General features: G+C 70.9%; 11 protein-coding genes, 1 tRNA gene and 1 pseudogene. 7 read left to right on the plus strand and 6 right to left on the minus strand.

Going from position 1 to position 15,976, the window contains the following annotated elements:
- Positions 1 to 129: 129 nt before the first annotated feature.
- Positions 130 to 810, minus strand: coding sequence for a TetR/AcrR family transcriptional regulator (locus ACFWIA_RS01185; RefSeq protein ID WP_386999097.1), 681 nt, complete (start codon positions 808 to 810; stop codon positions 130 to 132).
- Positions 811 to 1,281: 471 nt separating this feature from the next.
- Between ACFWIA_RS01185 and ACFWIA_RS01190 the strand changes: the two genes are divergently transcribed.
- Together ACFWIA_RS01190 and ACFWIA_RS01195 are read left to right on the plus strand one after the other, a co-directional pair.
- On the plus strand, positions 1,282 to 2,565 hold the full coding sequence (locus tag ACFWIA_RS01190; protein ID WP_386999099.1) for a M6 family metalloprotease domain-containing protein: 1,284 nt from the start codon (positions 1,282 to 1,284) through the stop codon (positions 2,563 to 2,565).
- A 344-nt stretch (positions 2,566 to 2,909) separates the two neighbouring features.
- On the plus strand, positions 2,910 to 5,363 hold the full coding sequence (locus tag ACFWIA_RS01195) for an N-acetylmuramoyl-L-alanine amidase (protein ID WP_386999101.1): 2,454 nt from the start codon (positions 2,910 to 2,912) through the stop codon (positions 5,361 to 5,363).
- A 320-nt stretch (positions 5,364 to 5,683) separates the two neighbouring features.
- On the opposite strand, the gene ACFWIA_RS01200 is transcribed toward ACFWIA_RS01195, so the two are convergent.
- Positions 5,684 to 6,070, minus strand: a complete 387-nt coding sequence (locus ACFWIA_RS01200; RefSeq protein ID WP_386999104.1) for a cupin domain-containing protein — start codon at positions 6,068 to 6,070, stop codon at positions 5,684 to 5,686.
- A 60-nt stretch (positions 6,071 to 6,130) separates the two neighbouring features.
- Here ACFWIA_RS01200 and ACFWIA_RS01205 point away from each other — a divergent pair, with 60 nt between their 5' ends.
- Positions 6,131 to 6,604: a MarR family winged helix-turn-helix transcriptional regulator gene (locus ACFWIA_RS01205; protein ID WP_386999106.1), complete on the plus strand. Its 474-nt coding sequence runs from the start codon at positions 6,131 to 6,133 to the stop codon at positions 6,602 to 6,604.
- 201 nt (positions 6,605 to 6,805) lie between these two features.
- Positions 6,806 to 6,878 (plus strand) — tRNA-Arg (locus tag ACFWIA_RS01210).
- Between the two features lie 97 nt (positions 6,879 to 6,975).
- Here the strand turns inward: ACFWIA_RS01210 and ACFWIA_RS01215 are convergent.
- The 3 genes and pseudogenes from ACFWIA_RS01215 to ACFWIA_RS01225 form a co-directional block, all read right to left on the minus strand.
- The gene (locus tag ACFWIA_RS01215) at positions 6,976 to 7,299 is read right to left on the minus strand and encodes a helix-turn-helix domain-containing protein (RefSeq protein WP_386999108.1); all 324 of its coding nucleotides are present in this window, start codon (positions 7,297 to 7,299) and stop codon (positions 6,976 to 6,978) included.
- A pseudogene (locus ACFWIA_RS01220) lies at positions 7,299 to 7,535 on the minus strand (type II toxin-antitoxin system RelE/ParE family toxin); the annotation flags it as partial. The gene ACFWIA_RS01215 and the pseudogene ACFWIA_RS01220, both read right to left, overlap by 1 nt.
- A 1,026-nt stretch (positions 7,536 to 8,561) precedes the next feature.
- Positions 8,562 to 9,815, minus strand: a complete 1,254-nt coding sequence (locus ACFWIA_RS01225; protein ID WP_386999110.1) for a hypothetical protein — start codon at positions 9,813 to 9,815, stop codon at positions 8,562 to 8,564.
- Positions 9,816 to 10,310: 495 nt separating this feature from the next.
- Between ACFWIA_RS01225 and ACFWIA_RS01230 the strand changes: the two genes are divergently transcribed.
- The 3 genes from ACFWIA_RS01230 to ACFWIA_RS01240 all read left to right on the plus strand — a co-directional run bounded on the left by ACFWIA_RS01230 (position 10,311) and on the right by ACFWIA_RS01240 (position 13,433).
- The gene (locus ACFWIA_RS01230) at positions 10,311 to 10,676 is read left to right on the plus strand and encodes an ArsR/SmtB family transcription factor (protein WP_386999112.1); all 366 of its coding nucleotides are present in this window, start codon (positions 10,311 to 10,313) and stop codon (positions 10,674 to 10,676) included.
- Positions 10,673 to 10,942 carry a hypothetical protein gene (locus ACFWIA_RS01235; RefSeq protein ID WP_386999114.1) on the plus strand — a complete coding sequence of 90 codons (270 nt, stop codon included), beginning with the start codon at positions 10,673 to 10,675 and terminating at the stop codon, positions 10,940 to 10,942. The genes ACFWIA_RS01230 and ACFWIA_RS01235 overlap by 4 nt, the downstream gene beginning before the upstream one ends.
- A gap of 130 nt (positions 10,943 to 11,072) precedes the next feature.
- A complete protein-coding gene (locus tag ACFWIA_RS01240) occupies positions 11,073 to 13,433 on the plus strand; it encodes an MMPL family transporter (RefSeq protein ID WP_386999116.1) in 2,361 nt (786 codons plus the stop codon).
- 239 nt (positions 13,434 to 13,672) lie between these two features.
- Here the strand turns inward: ACFWIA_RS01240 and ACFWIA_RS01245 are convergent, their stop codons facing one another.
- A complete protein-coding gene (locus ACFWIA_RS01245; RefSeq protein WP_386999117.1) occupies positions 13,673 to 15,946 on the minus strand; it encodes a CDP-glycerol glycerophosphotransferase family protein in 2,274 nt (757 codons plus the stop codon).
- Between the last annotated feature and the right edge of the window lie 30 nt (positions 15,947 to 15,976).

Genomic DNA, 15,976 nt, shown 5'->3' on the forward strand with positions numbered 1-15,976 from the left:
ACGGTCGGGCGGTGGTGCGGGCGGACGTGCGCGGCTGGAGTCAGGTCGTCAGGCGTCGTCCTGGTCGCTCCGGGTCACCCGGGCCGGCCGTGGCGCGGTGCGGGTGAAGCGGTGTGCCGCGGCGCCGGGCTACCGCTCCGTCGATCGCGTCGTGCTGACCGTGCAGGGCTGGGTGCGGAGTTCCTCCAAGGTGATGGGGGTACCGGGAAGTTCGGAGCGGGCCGGGGCCATCAGTCCGTCGAGGAACACCTGGAGCTGGCGCTGGGCGAAGCTCCGGCTGCTGGCGGCGTCCCGGCCGGGCAGCGGGCGGGTGAGCTGGCCGACGGCGAGCAGGAGGTCGGTGACCGCGATGTCGGGGCGGAGTTGACCGCTCTCCTTGGCGCGTTCGAGGAGAGCGCCGACGAGCTTCTCGATGCGGTTGCGGGTTTCGACCAGGGTCGGGTGGTCGACGTCGAAGTCGTCGGCGAGCATGGGGCACAGGGCGCTGGTGCGGACGTCCACCGACTCGTGGACGAACGTGCACAGGGCGGCGAACGGGTCTCGTTCGTCGGCGAGTGCGGCTTCCGCGAGTTGCGAGATGTTCTGGAAGACGTGGCACACGACCCCGTGCACCAGGGCCCGGCGGTCGGGGAAGTGTCGGTACACCGTGGCGTTGCCGACTCCCGCACGGCGGGCGATCTCGTCGATGCGGACCTGGGGGCCGTCCTCGACGAACATCTCCCGGGCTGCGACGACGATCCGCTCGCGGTTGCGCAACGCGTCGGCGCGCGGGCGGGGCGTAGGACGGGGCGCGCTGGTCGTGGTTGCCACGGCGTACTCCTCACACTTTCGGCGGACGGGTGCGGTGCTGGTGCTGTTCTGACGGTGGTGCGGCGTGGTGCTGGTGGTGCGGCGGGCCGGTGGTGACGGGTGCCCTGGGTGACGGTTTCGCGAGCGGGGGCCGTCGGGTCGTCGTCGAACCGGAGCCGGACCGCCGTGGGGTGTCCGTCAGGTACTCGCCCCGACCGAAGCGGGGAAGTACTCCCCGCTTCATCGGAACACTAGCTGAAACGGGGAGTGCGTCCCCACATATTTCCCGACCCCCTGTGACCTGCACCACACCCCCGTGGGGAGTGCTTCCGGGCGGTCGACCGCAATGCCCCCGCGCACCCGCCGTCACACCCTTCCCACGGAGAAACCCACGATCGGTCCCGCTCAGCGCGCGCGGGCGGGCGCCCCGGCACAGGGTGGGCGAAGGGCGCAGCCATATCGGGCGGCTGCCGCGCAGGGGAAGGCCCAGGTATGCAGACGTCCAGCCGTCGGATACGCAGGCCGCGCCGCGCGGCGGTCCTCGCCTCGATGACCGCGCTCACCCTCGCGGTCACCACCTCGGCCAGTACCGGGCGGTTCACCCAGGGCTCGGCGACCGCCGCCGGACCGACCTCCCAGTCCGCGCGGAGCGCGATGATCGGCCCCTGCATGATCAGCGCCACGCTCGACGTCCAGCTGTCCGAAGGCGTGCCCACTCCGCCCGGGTACGCCCGCTCGACGGGGACGGTGCGGGCACTGAACCTGATGGTCGACTTCCCGGACGCACCGGGCGAGGGCACGGCCGCCGAACGACTCGCGGAGTTCTTCCCGCAGACCCAGAAGTGGTTCGCCACCGGTTCGTACGGACGTCTCGACTACCGCGCCGAAGCGCCGCTGAAGGACTGGCTGCGCATGCCGAGGCCCTTCGCCGAGTACACGATAGAGCGCGGCGCCCCCTTCGAGCCCGGCTACCGGCAACTCGTCGACGACATCGTGACGGCGGCGGATCCGGACGTGGACTTCGCCGCGTACGACCTGGTGAACGTGCTCGCCACCCCGAACGCGGGGCCGCCGGCGTTGGAGACGGTGCTGTCGGTGACCTTCGCCGGCAATCACGAGGCCCCCGTCGCGGACGGGGTGCCGATCTCGAACGCGTCCTTCGTGTACAGCCGCCAGGACGACGGTTCGGGTTCGTACGAGGAGACCGGCTACCGGGTGCTGCCGCACGAGAACGGGCACGTCTTCGGCCTGCCCGACCTGTACACCCAGGAGGGCGGCGGGGCCGTCGGGCACTGGGACATCATGAGTGAGGACTGGGGCGCCAACAACGACTTCCTCGGATGGCACAAGTGGAAGCTGGGCTGGCTGGACGACGACCAGGTCCGCTGCGTCACCGGCCGGGGCACCATCGAGTACGCGCTGTCGCCGCTGGCCCGCAAGGGCGGACCGAAGCTGGTGTTCGTCCCGCTCGACGGCACGTCGGGCATCGCCGTGGAGGTGCGCACGAGCGAGGGCAACGACGAGGCGGTGTGCAAGGCGGGCGCCCTGGTCTACCGGGTGGACGCGGAGGTGGACACCGGACGGGGGCCGGTGACCGTGCACGACGCGACGCGGGACAGCGGGGGCTGCACCCGACGCCCCAATGTGCACGCCGAGTTGTCGGACGCGACCTTCGCGTCCGGAGAGACCTTCGAGGACGCGGAATCGGGAGTGCGGGTGGCGGTCGGCGGAGTGGACTCGTCCGGCGACTACACGGTGCGCATCACCCGTTCCTGAGCCCCTTCCCCGCTCCCCCGCGGGGCTGACGCAACCCCGCACGCCGGCGCACGCCTCACCAGCCCCACGCGACCCCTACTGCATCGCACACCCCACCGTCTGAGAACATTTGTGCGTACCCGGGTACGTGATCTTCACACGTGCGACGGAACGGGCGGCGAGCGAACCCGTCGGAGCGCGCCCCCGCGGGCATGGCGTTCGACGGTTCGGGCCGACCGCCTCCCGTCACGTCCGCGCGGCCCGAGTGCGTGACACGTCATGGGCAGCCGCACACACGTGCCGTCCGCTGGATTCCGCCCTCCGCCGCTCACCTGGCCGGGCGCCTTCCTCACCGGGGGAACGATTTGAAACCGCAACGCACCCTGTGGATCGCCACCGCCGTGGCCACCGCGACCGTCGCCGGAGTGCTCACCGTCCAGGGCCTGGGCGACGACTCCACGGCCGGCAAGGGCGACGGTACGGACACCGCGACGGGACCGGTCACGACCGATGTGCACAAGGCCGAACTGAAGCGCTCGGCGGACGGGCGCACGGCCGCCCTGGGACAGCGCGACACCGATCCGTTCAGCATGCTCGGCATCACCTGGACCGACCCCGACGCCCGGCTGAACGGCACGATCGAGGTGCGCACCCGGTCCGCGGCGAGCGGCGAGTGGACCCCCTGGGTCGGCGTCGACACCGAGACGGAAGCCCGCAACGAGGCCGGTGCCCGGGTCGGACTGCGCGGCGCGAGCGAACCCCGCTGGGTGGGCGCGTCCAACGGCGTCGAGGTGCGGATGACCGCGGGCGGCACCACCCGCACCGGGCTGCCCGAAGGGCTGCGCCTCGACATGATCGACCCGGGCGAAGGCCCGGGCGAGGGCAAGTCCACGACCACCCGGGCGGCCGGCAGCGGCTCGACCCCACCTTCGACTTCGGCTCCGGTCGACTTCGAGCCCGCTGCCTTCGCCGTCACCGGGGAGGACCTCGGACAGGTGCCCGGCGCGGACCCGAGCACCCCGGCCCCCGAGGGCTCCTCCACCCCGGCAGCCCCCCAGAACCCCACCCCCACCCCCACCGAGCAGCCGACCCAGCCGCCCGTGACCAGCGGGGCGCCCGTCCCCTCGACGCCCGCCACTCCGTCCGGCGAGCCCACTGCCGGGACCTCGGCACCCGCCACGACCCCGGGCACCACACCCCCCGGCACGCCCTCCGCGCCCAGCAGCTCCGCCCCCGTCACGCAGCCGCCCTCGTCGCCCCCGTCGAGCAGCGGCCCGCCCACTCCCCCGGCCCCGCCGTCCAGCGCGCCGAAGCCCCCGATCACCTCGCGGGTCGCATGGGGCGCCGACGAGGGCCTCAGCGCGGAGGGCCCGGAGTACAACCCGGACGTGAAGGCCGTCTTCGTCCACCACACGGCGCAGACCAGCAACTACGCGTGCACGGACTCTCCGAAGATCATGCGGGGCCTGCACACGTACCACGTGCAGAGCGAGGGTTGGAAGGACCTCGGCTACAACTTCGTGGTCGACCGGTGCGGCACCGTCTTCGAGGGACGCAAGGGCGGTGTGGACCTGCCCGTCCTCGGCGCGCACACCTTCGGCTTCAACCGTGAGTCCGCGGGCATCGCGGTGATCGGCGACTGGGACAAGCAGGCGGCCCCCAGCGCGGCGGTCGCCTCCGTCGCCCGGGTCGCCGCGTGGAAGTTGGGCCAGTACAAGGCCGACCCGACCGGAACGGTCAAGCTCAAGGCCGGGGCGAACGGCGGCAACCACCAGGGCACCAAGTTCGCCTCCGGGCAGTCGTACGCCTTCCCGCGCGTCTCGGGTCACCGCGACGGCTTCAACACGGTGTGCCCCGGCGGTCAGCTGTACGCGCAGCTGCCCACGATCCGCAGCTACGCCGGCGGCGCCGTGAGCGGACTGACCGTCAAGTCGGTCACCGGCGCGGGCCTGTCCGGTTCGACGTACTACGCGAAGGGCGCGGTGACGGTCGGCTGGTCGGCGTCGACCCCGTCGTCCTTCGTGCGACGGTACGAGCTGTTGGTCGACGGCAAGGTGGTCGCCACCACCGCCGCCACCGCGACCTCGGCGAAGGCGACGCTCACGCCCGGCACCCACACGGTGCAGATCCGGGCGACCCACATCTCCGGTCGGACGACCACGTCCGCGGCGGCGACGATCGTGGTCGACACCACGGCCCCCTCCTTCTCCACCAAGCCGGCGCTGACCTTGCGCGGCGGCACCGTGAACACCGCCGGCGTTCCGCTGACCCTGTCCTGGAAGGCCACCGACAAGGCGGCCCTCAAGGAGGTGCGGCTGACCGCCCCGACGGCCAAGACGTACGGGCCGACGACGACGAGCGCCGCGCACACCGCGAAGTCCGGCACGGCGACGAAGTGGTCCATGACCGCACACGACCAGGCCGGCAACACCGCCGCGGCCAGCGTCTCGGGCACTGCGGTGATCCTCCAGGAGTCCTCCGCGAAGAAGACCGGCACCTGGTCCAGCAAGTCGTCCAGTAGCTACCTGGGCGGCAAGTCGCTCGCCTCGTCCACCAAGAACGCCTCCCTGACCTGGACGTTCACCGGTCGCTCGGCGGCCCTGGTGGTCTCCCGCGCGGCCACCTCCGGTCAGCTGGACGTGTACGTGGACGGTCGCCTCGCCAAGACGGTCGACCTCAAGTCGTCCGGCACCAAGTACCGCGATGCCCTGTGGACCCGTTCCTGGTCGTCCAGTGCCAAGCACACGGTGAAGATCGTGGTGAAGGGCACGAAGGGGCGCCCCGCGGTCACCACGGACGGCCTGGTGTACCTGAAGTGAGCTGACCCCGCGTCCGGCCCTGCCGCCCGAGCCACACCCCGGCTCGGGCGGTCCGACCAGGCCCAGCGGCCCCACCGGCCCATCGAGCGCCCGGCGTCCGCACGTTGGCGTCGAGGACCTCCGGAATGGTCTATGCTTGATCTTGAGCCGGTCACCGGAACTCCCGGTAGCTGGACATGCGTTGGTCGTCCAAGGAAAGACGCCCCACTTCCTGTGGGGAAATGCAGGTGCAAGGCCTGCCCAGCGCTCAACCAAGGGCCCTGCTCCGCACCTCGTGCGGAGCAGGGCCCTTCACCGTTCGCAGGTGAGGGGTGGGAGTCTCATTCCGCCCAGGGCAGCGACATCCGGTCGTCGCTGCCCGGCAGCGCGGCCCTGCCCCCGACGGCCATGGCGACCAGCGCCTCCGCGGCGCCACCCACCGCCGTCAACTGCCGTACCGCGCCCGCGGGAAGAACGAGCGCCTGACCGACCCCGGCCTGTTCCACGTCGCCCTCCACCTCGACCTCGAACCTCCCCGCCAGCGGCATCCACACCTGCTCACGATCGATGACGTGCACCGGGGTGGACGCCTCCGCGTCGAGCGCCACCCGCCAGGTGCTCAGCTCCGAACTCCCCTGACTGGGGCCCGCCAGACCGAACATCGAACCGGCGGGCGTGACCGTCGTCCGCTGCCGACTCTCACTGACCACGTACACAGGACCTGTCATGTAAAGCTCCTTTACTCACTGCAAGTAAAGTCACTTTATTAGCTGTGTCAAGATGGACCGATGGAGACCCGTGACCCGCTCGAGCGCACCGAGCTCACCTTCCTGCTCGGGATCACCTTCCAACTGGTCCTCTCCGAGTTCGTGAGCCGCCTCGACGCCGCCGGGTACGACGACCTCCGGCCCGTGCACGGCTTGGTGTTCCAGGCCCTCCGCGGCCCCGGCGCCACCAGCAGCGAACTGGGCGAGCACCTGGGGGTCACCAAGCAGGCCGCCGGCCAGATCATCGACGACCTGGAGGAGCGCGGTTACGTCGAACGCCGACCGCACCCCGCCGGCGGCCGACGCAAACTCGTCGTGCTGACGTCGAAGGCCCTGGACCACCTGGCCGTGGCCGGCAGGATCCTGCACGAGCTCGAAGCACAGCTGGCCGACCGGCTCCAGGAGGCCGGCCTCCAGCTCCCGCGGACCGAGCTCGCGGCCCTCGTCCGGGCCTTGGCGGGAAACTCGATCCCGCCGCTGCGCCCTGTTTGGTGATGCCGGCGGGGGCCGGGGTGGGGATCGTCCGGGGCTCCCCTGCCTGAGCTGGTCACACCCCCCGACCAGGGAGAACACCTCTCCGCGTATGAGGCGCCTGCCGAGGTCAACCCACCCGCTACACTGACGGCGGTGGCACAGCCGTCCTCGGCCACACCACCGCAGCACTGTCGGGACCCAACCGGGTTGGGCCCGTCCTCCGCCTTCGTAGCTCAGGGGATAGAGCACCGCTCTCCTAAAGCGGGTGTCGCAGGTTCGAATCCTGCCGGGGGCACACGACCAAGGGCCAGTTCAGAGGGATGATTCCCTGGAGCTGGCCCTTCATCGTGATCACGGCCATGCCACCTGCGCGCCAGAAGGCGGGCGCGCTTTCAGGCAGCGTGTGGAGTGAAGGTGACACGGGAGTCACCCTCGTCGATGGCCAGGTTCAAGGTGCCATCCAGGGCCTTTGCCAGGCGTCGCAGCAGCGGAAGGGTGGGCACGGTGTCTCCGCCCTCCATCCGGGACACCTGTGGCTGCGTCATACCGGCTCGCTCAGCCAGTTCAGTCTGAGACAGGCCGAGCTCGACCCGACGGTCATGGACCGCCTGCCCAAGATCGCCGGCCAGTCGTGCGTCGACGTACTCCTGGTCATACTCCACCGCCTCACCCGCAAGCTGCCGGGCCCGGCGCGTTCTCCACGTGCTGTGATTCATCAACTCTCCTTGCGGCGATCGTAGGTGTGCTCAGCATGGCCGTGCTCGGCCTCGCAGACCTTCTGGGCCTGATGCGCGCGTTCGGCTTCCGCCGCCTCACGCATCCTCGTCTTACGGAACACCGTCAACAGAACGATCCGCTGCCCGGGAGCGAGCCAGTACGGGATGCGCACGGCCTCGCCGTCCAGCTCGAACCGCAGCTCACGGAGCTTGCCGCCTAGGTGACGCGAGTACGGCATCAGGCCGGGAAACCCTGGGAACACACGAGATCCACCGAGAAGTGTTTCGCCGGACCAAACGCAGTCATGGCGGCGTTTCCCCAGGTCACGAGCCTGATCAGAGAAATCTCCTAAAGGGTGTCGCAGGTTCGAATCCTGCCGGGGGCACCATCATCACCGCTCTGACCTGGGGTTGCCCCGGGGCAGTGCACTGCGCGGCCTCGGGCTTCTCGTCCGGGGCCGTTGCTGGTCGTGCGGGCCGCGCCGTCACCGGGCCCCGGGGTGGTCGCCCTCGGACGGAGTCGATCTCGACCTGTCATTCGCCAGGCCCACGGCCACGGTGCTGAGCTTGATCGTGGTCGGCTCCGTCTCCTTGGTGACTGTGTGCGATCCCGGTTTCTGAGCAGCCTGGAGCTCTCACCTGGGTTGGTGTCCGAGGGCGCCTGGCGGGCTGGAGACCGGAAGTGCAGGGACGGCGACGTACGGCTGAGGCCGGGGTCGCGGCCCCGTCTCGTACCAGGCAGTGGCGGGTGGACGGCCGGTTGCGCAAGCGGGTTGCGGCCGAGATCAGCGGGGCGGGCCGGGTCGAGTGCCCGGAGTGCGACACCTGGTGGGTGGCCGGGGTGGATCGACGTTCGAACGCCGTCCACTGCTCGCGGCGGTGCGTGATGAGGGCCTGGAGGGCCCGGAAGGATTCGTTCGGCGAACGGTCACTGTGACCGTTGAGCGAACGGCTCCTTCGGCCGAAAGCGGTCAACTCCGTTCATTCGGGCTCGGGTTGTTGTGATCAGCTCACCAAGGGCTCGACTCTGCCGCCGGCAGCGGGTCGGCCCCGTTACGGCCGACAAGGTCGGCAGCGTCAGCTCGGACCGTTACGCGCGGATCGTGGCCGAGTTGCGGAAGCCGGTCGAGACGACCAGCCGGGCCCAGCTCACGATCGGCGACGACGCGGCGCTCAAGGGTTCGATCAGGCGGCCCGTCCGGGCGACCCTCCACGAAGGCGTACGGCCGGGTACGCGGTACGGTGTGCGGCCCGGTGGCCGATCACGTCGTGCTCCCGCCGCCCGGCGGGCCGGGCGGCGCCCCGGTGACGCGCGACGGTGCGGGCATGCGCAGGTAGAGGTTGGTAAGCACCTTGCCGGCTCTGATCCAGTCCAGTTCTTGCGCCTCCAGGGCGGCGATCGCCGCCGGCTCGTCGGTGAACTCGCGCTCGGGGCGGGCGCCCTGGATCCCCGCTGCCCAGTGGCGGCCCCAGACCCCGAGCGCGGGCTCACCGCTGTACCTGCGCATGAGGGAACCGCGCTTCGCGTCCGACCAGGCCGGGACACGCCGGTAGGATCGTGGCAGCGAAGCGGTGAAGTCCTCGATCAGCCCGGCCGCCGCCTCGGCCGTCCCCGGCGAGAGCCAGAGCGAGTAGTCCATCTCCGCCCCGCCCCGGGACGCGTGGTGAGTACCCGCCACCAGCAGTACCTGGCGTCCGTACCGCAGCGCCGCCCGGTAGCTGTGCTTCCCGGAGAAGGCCACCACCCGCTGCTCGCAGCGGGTCGCACCGGCGACGAACGCGCGGTCGTCGGCGGGTTCGAGGGTGAAGGGCATCGGCGCGGGGCTGACGGACCGGCCGTCGAAGACCAGCACGCCGGTGCCGAACAGGTCGAGGTACCAGACGTGGCCGGTGTCGCGCCGGGTGAACAACCGGAAGTGCGGGTGGCGTTGCGCAGTGACCCAGGCGACCAGCCGAACGGCATGCTCCGTCCACTCGGCGGCCGGACGGCCCGCGGCGACCGCCTCGGCGGCCTCCCGCTCGAAACCGCCGTCGGCGAGCCGATCCATGTCGCGGACGCAGTCCGGGCAGTCGTCCACGCCACCCTCCATGAAGGTGTGGAACCCGCGGTGCCGGCGGAGCGACCGCCCCCGGCGGTGGCCGCGCCACAGGGCGTACCAGGTGCTCGCCCGTTCCCGCTCGTAACGGCGCACGGCGGAGGCGATCCCGTGTTCGAGGATGCTCGCGGCCTGCTCCGCGTCCACGCCGTCCGGACCGCGCAGGACCCAGTGGTCGACGGCCTCCAGGACCGCGCGGTCGTTGCGCAGTTCCCGCCGCCGCCCGGACCGGTACGTCCCGGGCGTCCGGTGGACGGCGGAGACGTACTCGTGCACAACGCGGGTGCCAGGCCCCGGTGCGGCCCGCAGCCGCTCCATCACTGAGCGGTGCAGCGCGGGCGTCCACAGCCGGGCGACGTCGGCCGGGGTCTCGGCCTCCGCGTCGAACAACGCCTCGACGCAGCGCTCCGGATCGTCCATCGGCCCCTCCCGGCACGGCATCCGCACCGGTGGCCCGGCGCGAGGACTGCGGCGGAGTACGGCCCCGCAGCGGGGAGTTACCGCCTTCCGGGGCCGGCCGCCACCGGCCGCGACTCCGCGCCGAAGACTATCGAACACCGTGCCCGCCCCGCGTCGGCGCCGATCCCGAACCAGCCCTGCCGGACGACCCGCTGCCGAAGGCGTCGCCGGCCAGGGTGGCGGACGACCTCGGCCCCTGCGACCCGCGAGCGGCCCCGTGCGGGCCGCTCGAACCGCAGCCCACCGCTGATGGCCCCTAGGGGGTGCCCCCCAGTCGCCCCTGAGCCTTGCCGCTCACCGTTGAAACCCGGCTTGGCACCTGCCAACGTTTATGGGCAGGTGCAGGCAAACATGCGGTGCGGCAAGGGAGTTGGCGGTGAGGGTGCTGGGGCTTCGCGAGGGGGAGAGGTTCGTTTCCCCGCGGCTAGCGTCGCCCCGCGGGCTTGGCGGGGCGACGTGACGGCTTCGTTCCGTGACGGGGACCACTTGGTGCACGTGTTGGCCACGCTGGCCAACCCGCACCGGCTGCGGGTCGTGGCGGCCCTGTCCCGTCGGCGCAACTACGTGAGCCAGTTGGCGCGTGAGTTGGGCATCAGTCGCACCCTGCTCCAGGCCCACTTGCGGAAGTTGGAGGCCGCGGGCCTCGTTTCGGCCCACCTGGAGCTGTCGAGTGACGGAAAGGCCATGAAGTTCTACGAGGTGGTCCCCTTCGCGCTCGACCTCACGCCGGAAGCCATCGCCACCGCCGTGCTGACGTTCAGCTCGCGCGACGCCGACGCCGATGTCGACCCATCGGGCGGCGAGAAAGGACCTCCTTCATGAACTCCCGGGACTGGCAAGAAGTCATCGGAACGGCCGGCATCTTCGGCACCGTCTTCGTGGTCGTCACGATCGTCGTCTGGAACATGGCCGCGACCTGGCGGGCCAAGGCCGTCCTCGCCCGCGACTACGAGTACCGGACGCTCGCCGAGCAGGCGACCCGGAACCAGGGTGCCATCGAGCAGCGACTGACCGCCATCGACGAACACCTCGCCGATCTGCGGACCCGTGTGCATTCGGTCGAGCGGGTGCTCAAGGAGATCGAGTAGGGAGAGCGGGCACGACCGGACGAAGGAACCGGGCCGTCAAGCGGCAACTTGGCGGCCCGGCAGAAGGAAGCAACACCTCGCCGATGGCGAGTCTTCAGCGCATCGCCCCTTTCGGGAAGGACCCTAGTTCATGGCGCGCACGCCCAAACAGTCCACTGCACAGAGCGAGTCCGCGGCCGCGTTAGGTGGTGACCGGGGCACGTTCGTGGAGCGGGTCGCCGGCTGGTCGATCCGGCACCGTGCGCTGGCGATCGGCGGTTGGCTGGCCCTCGTCGTCGTGGCGCTGCTGGCCGGCGCCGTGTTCTCCGGGCCCGGCGCCAGAACGGACGATCCGGGTGGATCCGGAGAGGTCAAGCGGGTGTTGAGCGCGCAGGAGAACCACGAGCCGGTCCTGGAGAACGTCCTCGTTCAGCGGCGGGACGGGGGCGCCGACGGCACGCGGGGTGGGTTCCTGGACGATCCGGCGTTGGTGAAGGCCACGGAGGACCTGGTGGCCGAGTTGGCCGGGGCGCGGGGAGCGGTGACCGGTCTGCGCACCCCGTTGGACCCGGGGGCGGAGCAGCAGGTTTCGCAGGACGGGCGTTCGGGTCTGGTCACCTTCTTCGTGGCCGGTCCGAACGAGCAGAGGGAGACGCACTTCGACGCGGTGGTCGGGGCGGTGGAGCGGGTCGCCGAGCGGAACGGGGAGGTGCGCGTCGTCCAGGCCGGTGACGTGAGTCTGTCGCGTGCCGTCGACGACGCCGTCAAGCGGGACCTCGCCCGTGCGGAAGGCACTTCGCTGCCGATCACGCTGGTGATCCTGCTGGTCGTCTTCGGGGCCCTGGTCGCGGCGGCGATCCCGTTGCTGCTGGCGGCGACCACCGTGGTGGGCACCTTCAGCCTGATCGCCGTGTTGGAACGGTGGGTCGCCGTGAACAGTGCCGCGACCTCGATGATCCTGCTGATCGGCATCGCGGTCGGGGTCGACTACTCGCTGTTCTACCTGCGGCGCGAGCGGGAGGAGCGGGCCGCCGGGCACAGTGTGGCCCGGTCGTTGCGCATCGCCTCCCGGACCTCGGGTCAGGTGATCGTCGTCTCCGGCGTGACGGTGATCGTGTGCCTGTGCGGGCTGCTCTTCAGCGGTCTCGACGTGTTCCGTGGTCTGACGCTCGGCACCGCGCTGGTGGTGGGCCTGTCGATGGTCGCTTCCGTGACGGTGTTGCCGGCCGTGCTCGCCGTGCTCGGGCACCGTGTCGACAAGGGCCGTCTGCCGTGGTTCGGGAAGCGCCGGACGAGCGTGGCCGAGTCCCGTCACTGGGCGCGGCTGGCGCGTGCGGTCGTCGACCGTCCGAAGGTGTGGGGCGGTGCCGCGGTCGTCGCGTTGTTGGTGATGGCGGCGCCGGCGCTCGACCTGCGCTTGCAGGACGCCGCCGTGGTCAACAGCCTGCCGCGCAGCGCCCCCACGGTGGATGCCGCGATCCGCATGCAGGAGGCGTTCCCCGGTGCCCCGACGCCCGCGCGGGTCGCGGTGTGGGACGTCGACGGCGAGGGCCCCGGCCGGATCGGCTCCCCCGGGGTGGCGGCGGCGGTAGACGGGCTGCGGCAGCAGATCGCCGACAGTGCCGGTCAGCTCGCGGGTCCGGTCTCGACGGTGCAGGTCGACGACGTGCTGGTGGTGCGCGTTCCGTTGGCGGGCAGCGGCACCGACGAGGTGTCCGGCGCGGCTCTGGAGCGGCTGCGCGAGGTGGTGCTCCCGGCGACCCTGGGCGAGGTCGAGGGCATCGACTACGCGGTCGGTGGGCGGACCGCGTTCGCCGAGGACTTCCGGGAGCAGTTGACCTCGCGGGCGGCGCTCGTCGTCGGGTTCGTCCTGGTCCTGTCGTTCCTGCTGTTGCTGGTGGTGTTCCGTTCGCTGGCCGTTCCGGTGGTGTCGATCGTGTTGAACCTGTTGTCGCTGGGCGCCGCGTACGGGGTGCTGACCTGGGTTTTCCAGGGCGGTGTGGGCAGTTCGCTGCTCGGTTTCACCCCGTACGGGGGCGTGGCGGGCTGGCTGCCGCTCTTCATGTTCGTCGTGCTGTTCGGTCTGAGCATGGACTACCACGTGTTCGTCCTCAGTCGGATCCGGGAACGTCGGCTGGCGGGGGCCAGCACGCGGGACGCCGTCGTCGGGGGCATCGCGGGCAGTGCGGGGGTCGTCACCAGTGCGGCGGTCATCATGACGGCGGTGTTCAGCGTCTTCGTCACCCTCTCCGCCATCGAGAACAAGATGATGGGTGTGGGCATGGCGGTGGCCGTCCTCGTCGATGCGACCTTGGTGCGCGGTGTGCTGCTGCCGGCCGCGGTGGCCGTGTGTGGTGAGCGGTTCTGGGTGCTGCCGGGCCGGCTGAACGGGCTGGACCGCTGGCTGGGCCGGTGGTCGGGCGCGGGGGGAGGGGCCCGGCCCGGGTCCGTGGCCCCCGTGACCGCCGCTGATGCGTCCTCCGGCTCGTCCGGGTCAGCGGGCCACGTGTAGGGGGTGGGGCGGGCGGGGCCGGGGGGCGCAGTGGGGACCGCCGTGTTCACCGCTGTCGGCCGTGTCCGCGCCCTGCGCCGCCCCCGCACGGACCGCTGGTGCTGCGCCTGATCGCGTACCTCGACGAGGACGTCGTCATGTGGCTGCGGCGGACCGGCCGCGTCTCCGAGCTGCTGCGGACCCGGCGGTGACCGGTCGGTCGCCGGGGTGCGGCACCCCGGCGATCCCCCTACCGTCCCTCACGCCTTCGGCGGCCCCGCCTCGGCGGCGGCCCTGCGCGGGCTCGGCACGACGTAGCGGGCCTCCAGGGGCAGCGGCGCCGGGCCGGCCTCCTGGTCGAGGAAGGTGCGACGTACCACGCGCTCGGCGGCGTTCCCGTCGTCCCACTCGCAGAACCGCTGTCGGAAGGCGGTGCGCAGTGCGGTGGCCCGCTCGCCGTCCCAGCTGCCGCTGCGGAAGACGGATATCAGCTCGTTCTCGTTGGTGGCGACGGCGCCGGGGGTCTCCCCCGGCTCGCCGGAGAGCAGGTCGAAGGTGACCCCGCGGGAGCGTACGTAGACGTCCCAGTCGTCGGCGTAGGTGACGATCGGCCGGTCGAGCACGGCGTAGTCGAACATGATCGAGGAGTAGTCGCTGATCAAGGCGTCGGCGGCCAGGCACAGCTCCTCGACGCTGGGGTGGCGGGAGACGTCGAGCAGGGCGCCCTGCTCCTCCAGCTCGGTGAGCCGTCGGTCCCTCCCGTAGAAGTAGTGGGTGCGGACCATGAGGAGGACGTCCGGGCCCAGCTCGCGAGTGACGCGTTCCAGGTCCAGCCGGGGGACGTAGCCGACCTGGTAGTCGCGCACCGTCGGCGCGTACAGCACGGCGGTGCGGCCGGGGGCGATGCCCAGGCGTTCGCGGACGTCCAGGACGTCCTGCGCGGTGGCCCGGGAGTAGACGTCGTTGCGCGGATAGCCGGCGTCGACGGACTCGAAGGAGCAGGGGTAGACCCGGTCCCACTGCTCGGTGGAGTGCTGGTTGGCGGAGACGCTGAAGTCCCAGCGGTCGGCGCGCTGGAGCAGCTTGCGCATGCTCATGCCCTTGGCGGCGGCCGGATACTTCTGCTGGTCGATGCCCATCCGCTTCAGCGGGGTGCCGTGGTGGGTCTGGAGGTGGATCTGTTCGGGGCGTTTGACGACCGTGTCGGCGAAGTTGACGTTGTTGACGAAGTACTTGGCGCGCGCCATCACCTCCCAGTAGCGGGGGGTGCCGACGACGACGTGGTCCATGCCCGGGGGGACGGTCTCCTCCAGCCCCTTGCGCACCACCCAGACGCCCTTGATGTGCGGCGCCAGTTCCTTGGCCTTCTCGTACACGGCGAGGGGGTTGCAGGCCGGGGTCCGGTTCCAGTACGCGGAGAAGACGGCGAGGTTCTCGTCGACGGGGCGGCGCAGGTGGAGCTTGTAGAACTTCTCCTGGGTGCGCTTGTCGAACGACCGCTTGACCTTGCGGAGCCGGTTGCGGCCTTTCACGCGGGTGCCGTTGACCAGCTTCAGCGCCTGGAAGCCGTGGTAGGAGCCCCGGCCCAGCGCTTGGAACTTGGCGCCGAGGATGCCGGGGGGCGGGGTGAAGCCGAGGGGCAGGTGCTGCCGGTACATGGCCGAGGCCTGCCGGAAGTACTCGGCGCGGTCGGCGGGGACCACCCGGTTCTCGCGGGCGAAGGTGAAGAGGAAGTGGCTCGCCATCCGCTCGAAGAGCATCGGCCGCAGGGCGTCCAGGTCGGGGCGGGTGTCCAGGAACGCGAAGAGGCGCTGGTACTGCTCGAAGATGGTGAAGTGTTTGCGGCCCGGGGTCTGCATCGAGTTGCCCTTGCGGCGTTGGCGGTACTCGATGCAGACGTAGTCGAGGCAGGCCGCGCGCTCAGCGGTGAGCATGGTCGTGTAGACGATCAGGGCGTCCTCGTAGAGCCCGTCGGTGAAGGTGAAGCGGTTGCCGGTGAAGAAGTCACGGCGGTAGAGCCGGTTCCAGACGACGGCGAACATGGACAGGAACTCGGTGCGCTCGGCCGGTCGGAAGACCTCGGTGCCGGCCTCGGCGAGAAGATCGGCGGTGGCGCTCCGCTGGACCTTGTTCCACCAGTAGGTGCGGACGTGGTCGATCAGCAGGATGTCCGGGTCGTCGGTCTTGGCGAGCCGGTCGGCCATCGCGCGCAGCGAGCCCGGCGTGATGGTGTCGTCGCTGTCGAGGAAGAGCAGGTAGTCGCCCCGGGCCCGCGCGATGCCGGTGTTGCGGGCCTGCCCGATGCCCCCGTTCTCCTCGTGGCGGACGGTCACCACCCGCTTGTCCCGGGCCGATAACTCGGCCAGGATCTTCCCGCTGCGGTCCGGGGAGCAGTCGTCGACGGCTATGACCTCGAAGTCGGTGAAGTCCTGGTCGAGTATGGATTGCAGGCACTCGCGCAGGTAGCCCTGCACGTTGAAGACCGGGACGATGATGCTGAACCGGGGGGCGGTGGTGTGGCCTGTCTCAGGCATTGCAGTGCTACTCCAGGGTGCGATCTGTGG

The sequence above is a fragment of the Streptomyces sp. NPDC127068 genome (assembly GCF_042724695.1).
GTDB lineage: Bacteria > Actinomycetota > Actinomycetes > Streptomycetales > Streptomycetaceae > Streptomyces.

Coding starts and splice junctions, on each gene's coding strand:
- ACFWIA_RS01190 (WP_386999099.1), top strand. CDS start 1,282: ATGCAGACGTCCAGCCGTCGGATACGCAGGCCGCGCCGCGCGGCGGTC.
- ACFWIA_RS01200 (WP_386999104.1), bottom strand. CDS start 6,070: ATGACAGGTCCTGTGTACGTGGTCAGTGAGAGTCGGCAGCGGACGACG.
- ACFWIA_RS01205 (WP_386999106.1), top strand. CDS start 6,131: ATGGAGACCCGTGACCCGCTCGAGCGCACCGAGCTCACCTTCCTGCTC.
- ACFWIA_RS01215 (WP_386999108.1), bottom strand. CDS start 7,299: ATGAATCACAGCACGTGGAGAACGCGCCGGGCCCGGCAGCTTGCGGGT.
- ACFWIA_RS01225 (WP_386999110.1), bottom strand. CDS start 9,815: ATGGACGATCCGGAGCGCTGCGTCGAGGCGTTGTTCGACGCGGAGGCC.
- ACFWIA_RS01235 (WP_386999114.1), top strand. CDS start 10,673: ATGAACTCCCGGGACTGGCAAGAAGTCATCGGAACGGCCGGCATCTTC.
- ACFWIA_RS01240 (WP_386999116.1), top strand. CDS start 11,073: ATGGCGCGCACGCCCAAACAGTCCACTGCACAGAGCGAGTCCGCGGCC.
- ACFWIA_RS01245 (WP_386999117.1), bottom strand. CDS start 15,946: ATGCCTGAGACAGGCCACACCACCGCCCCCCGGTTCAGCATCATCGTC.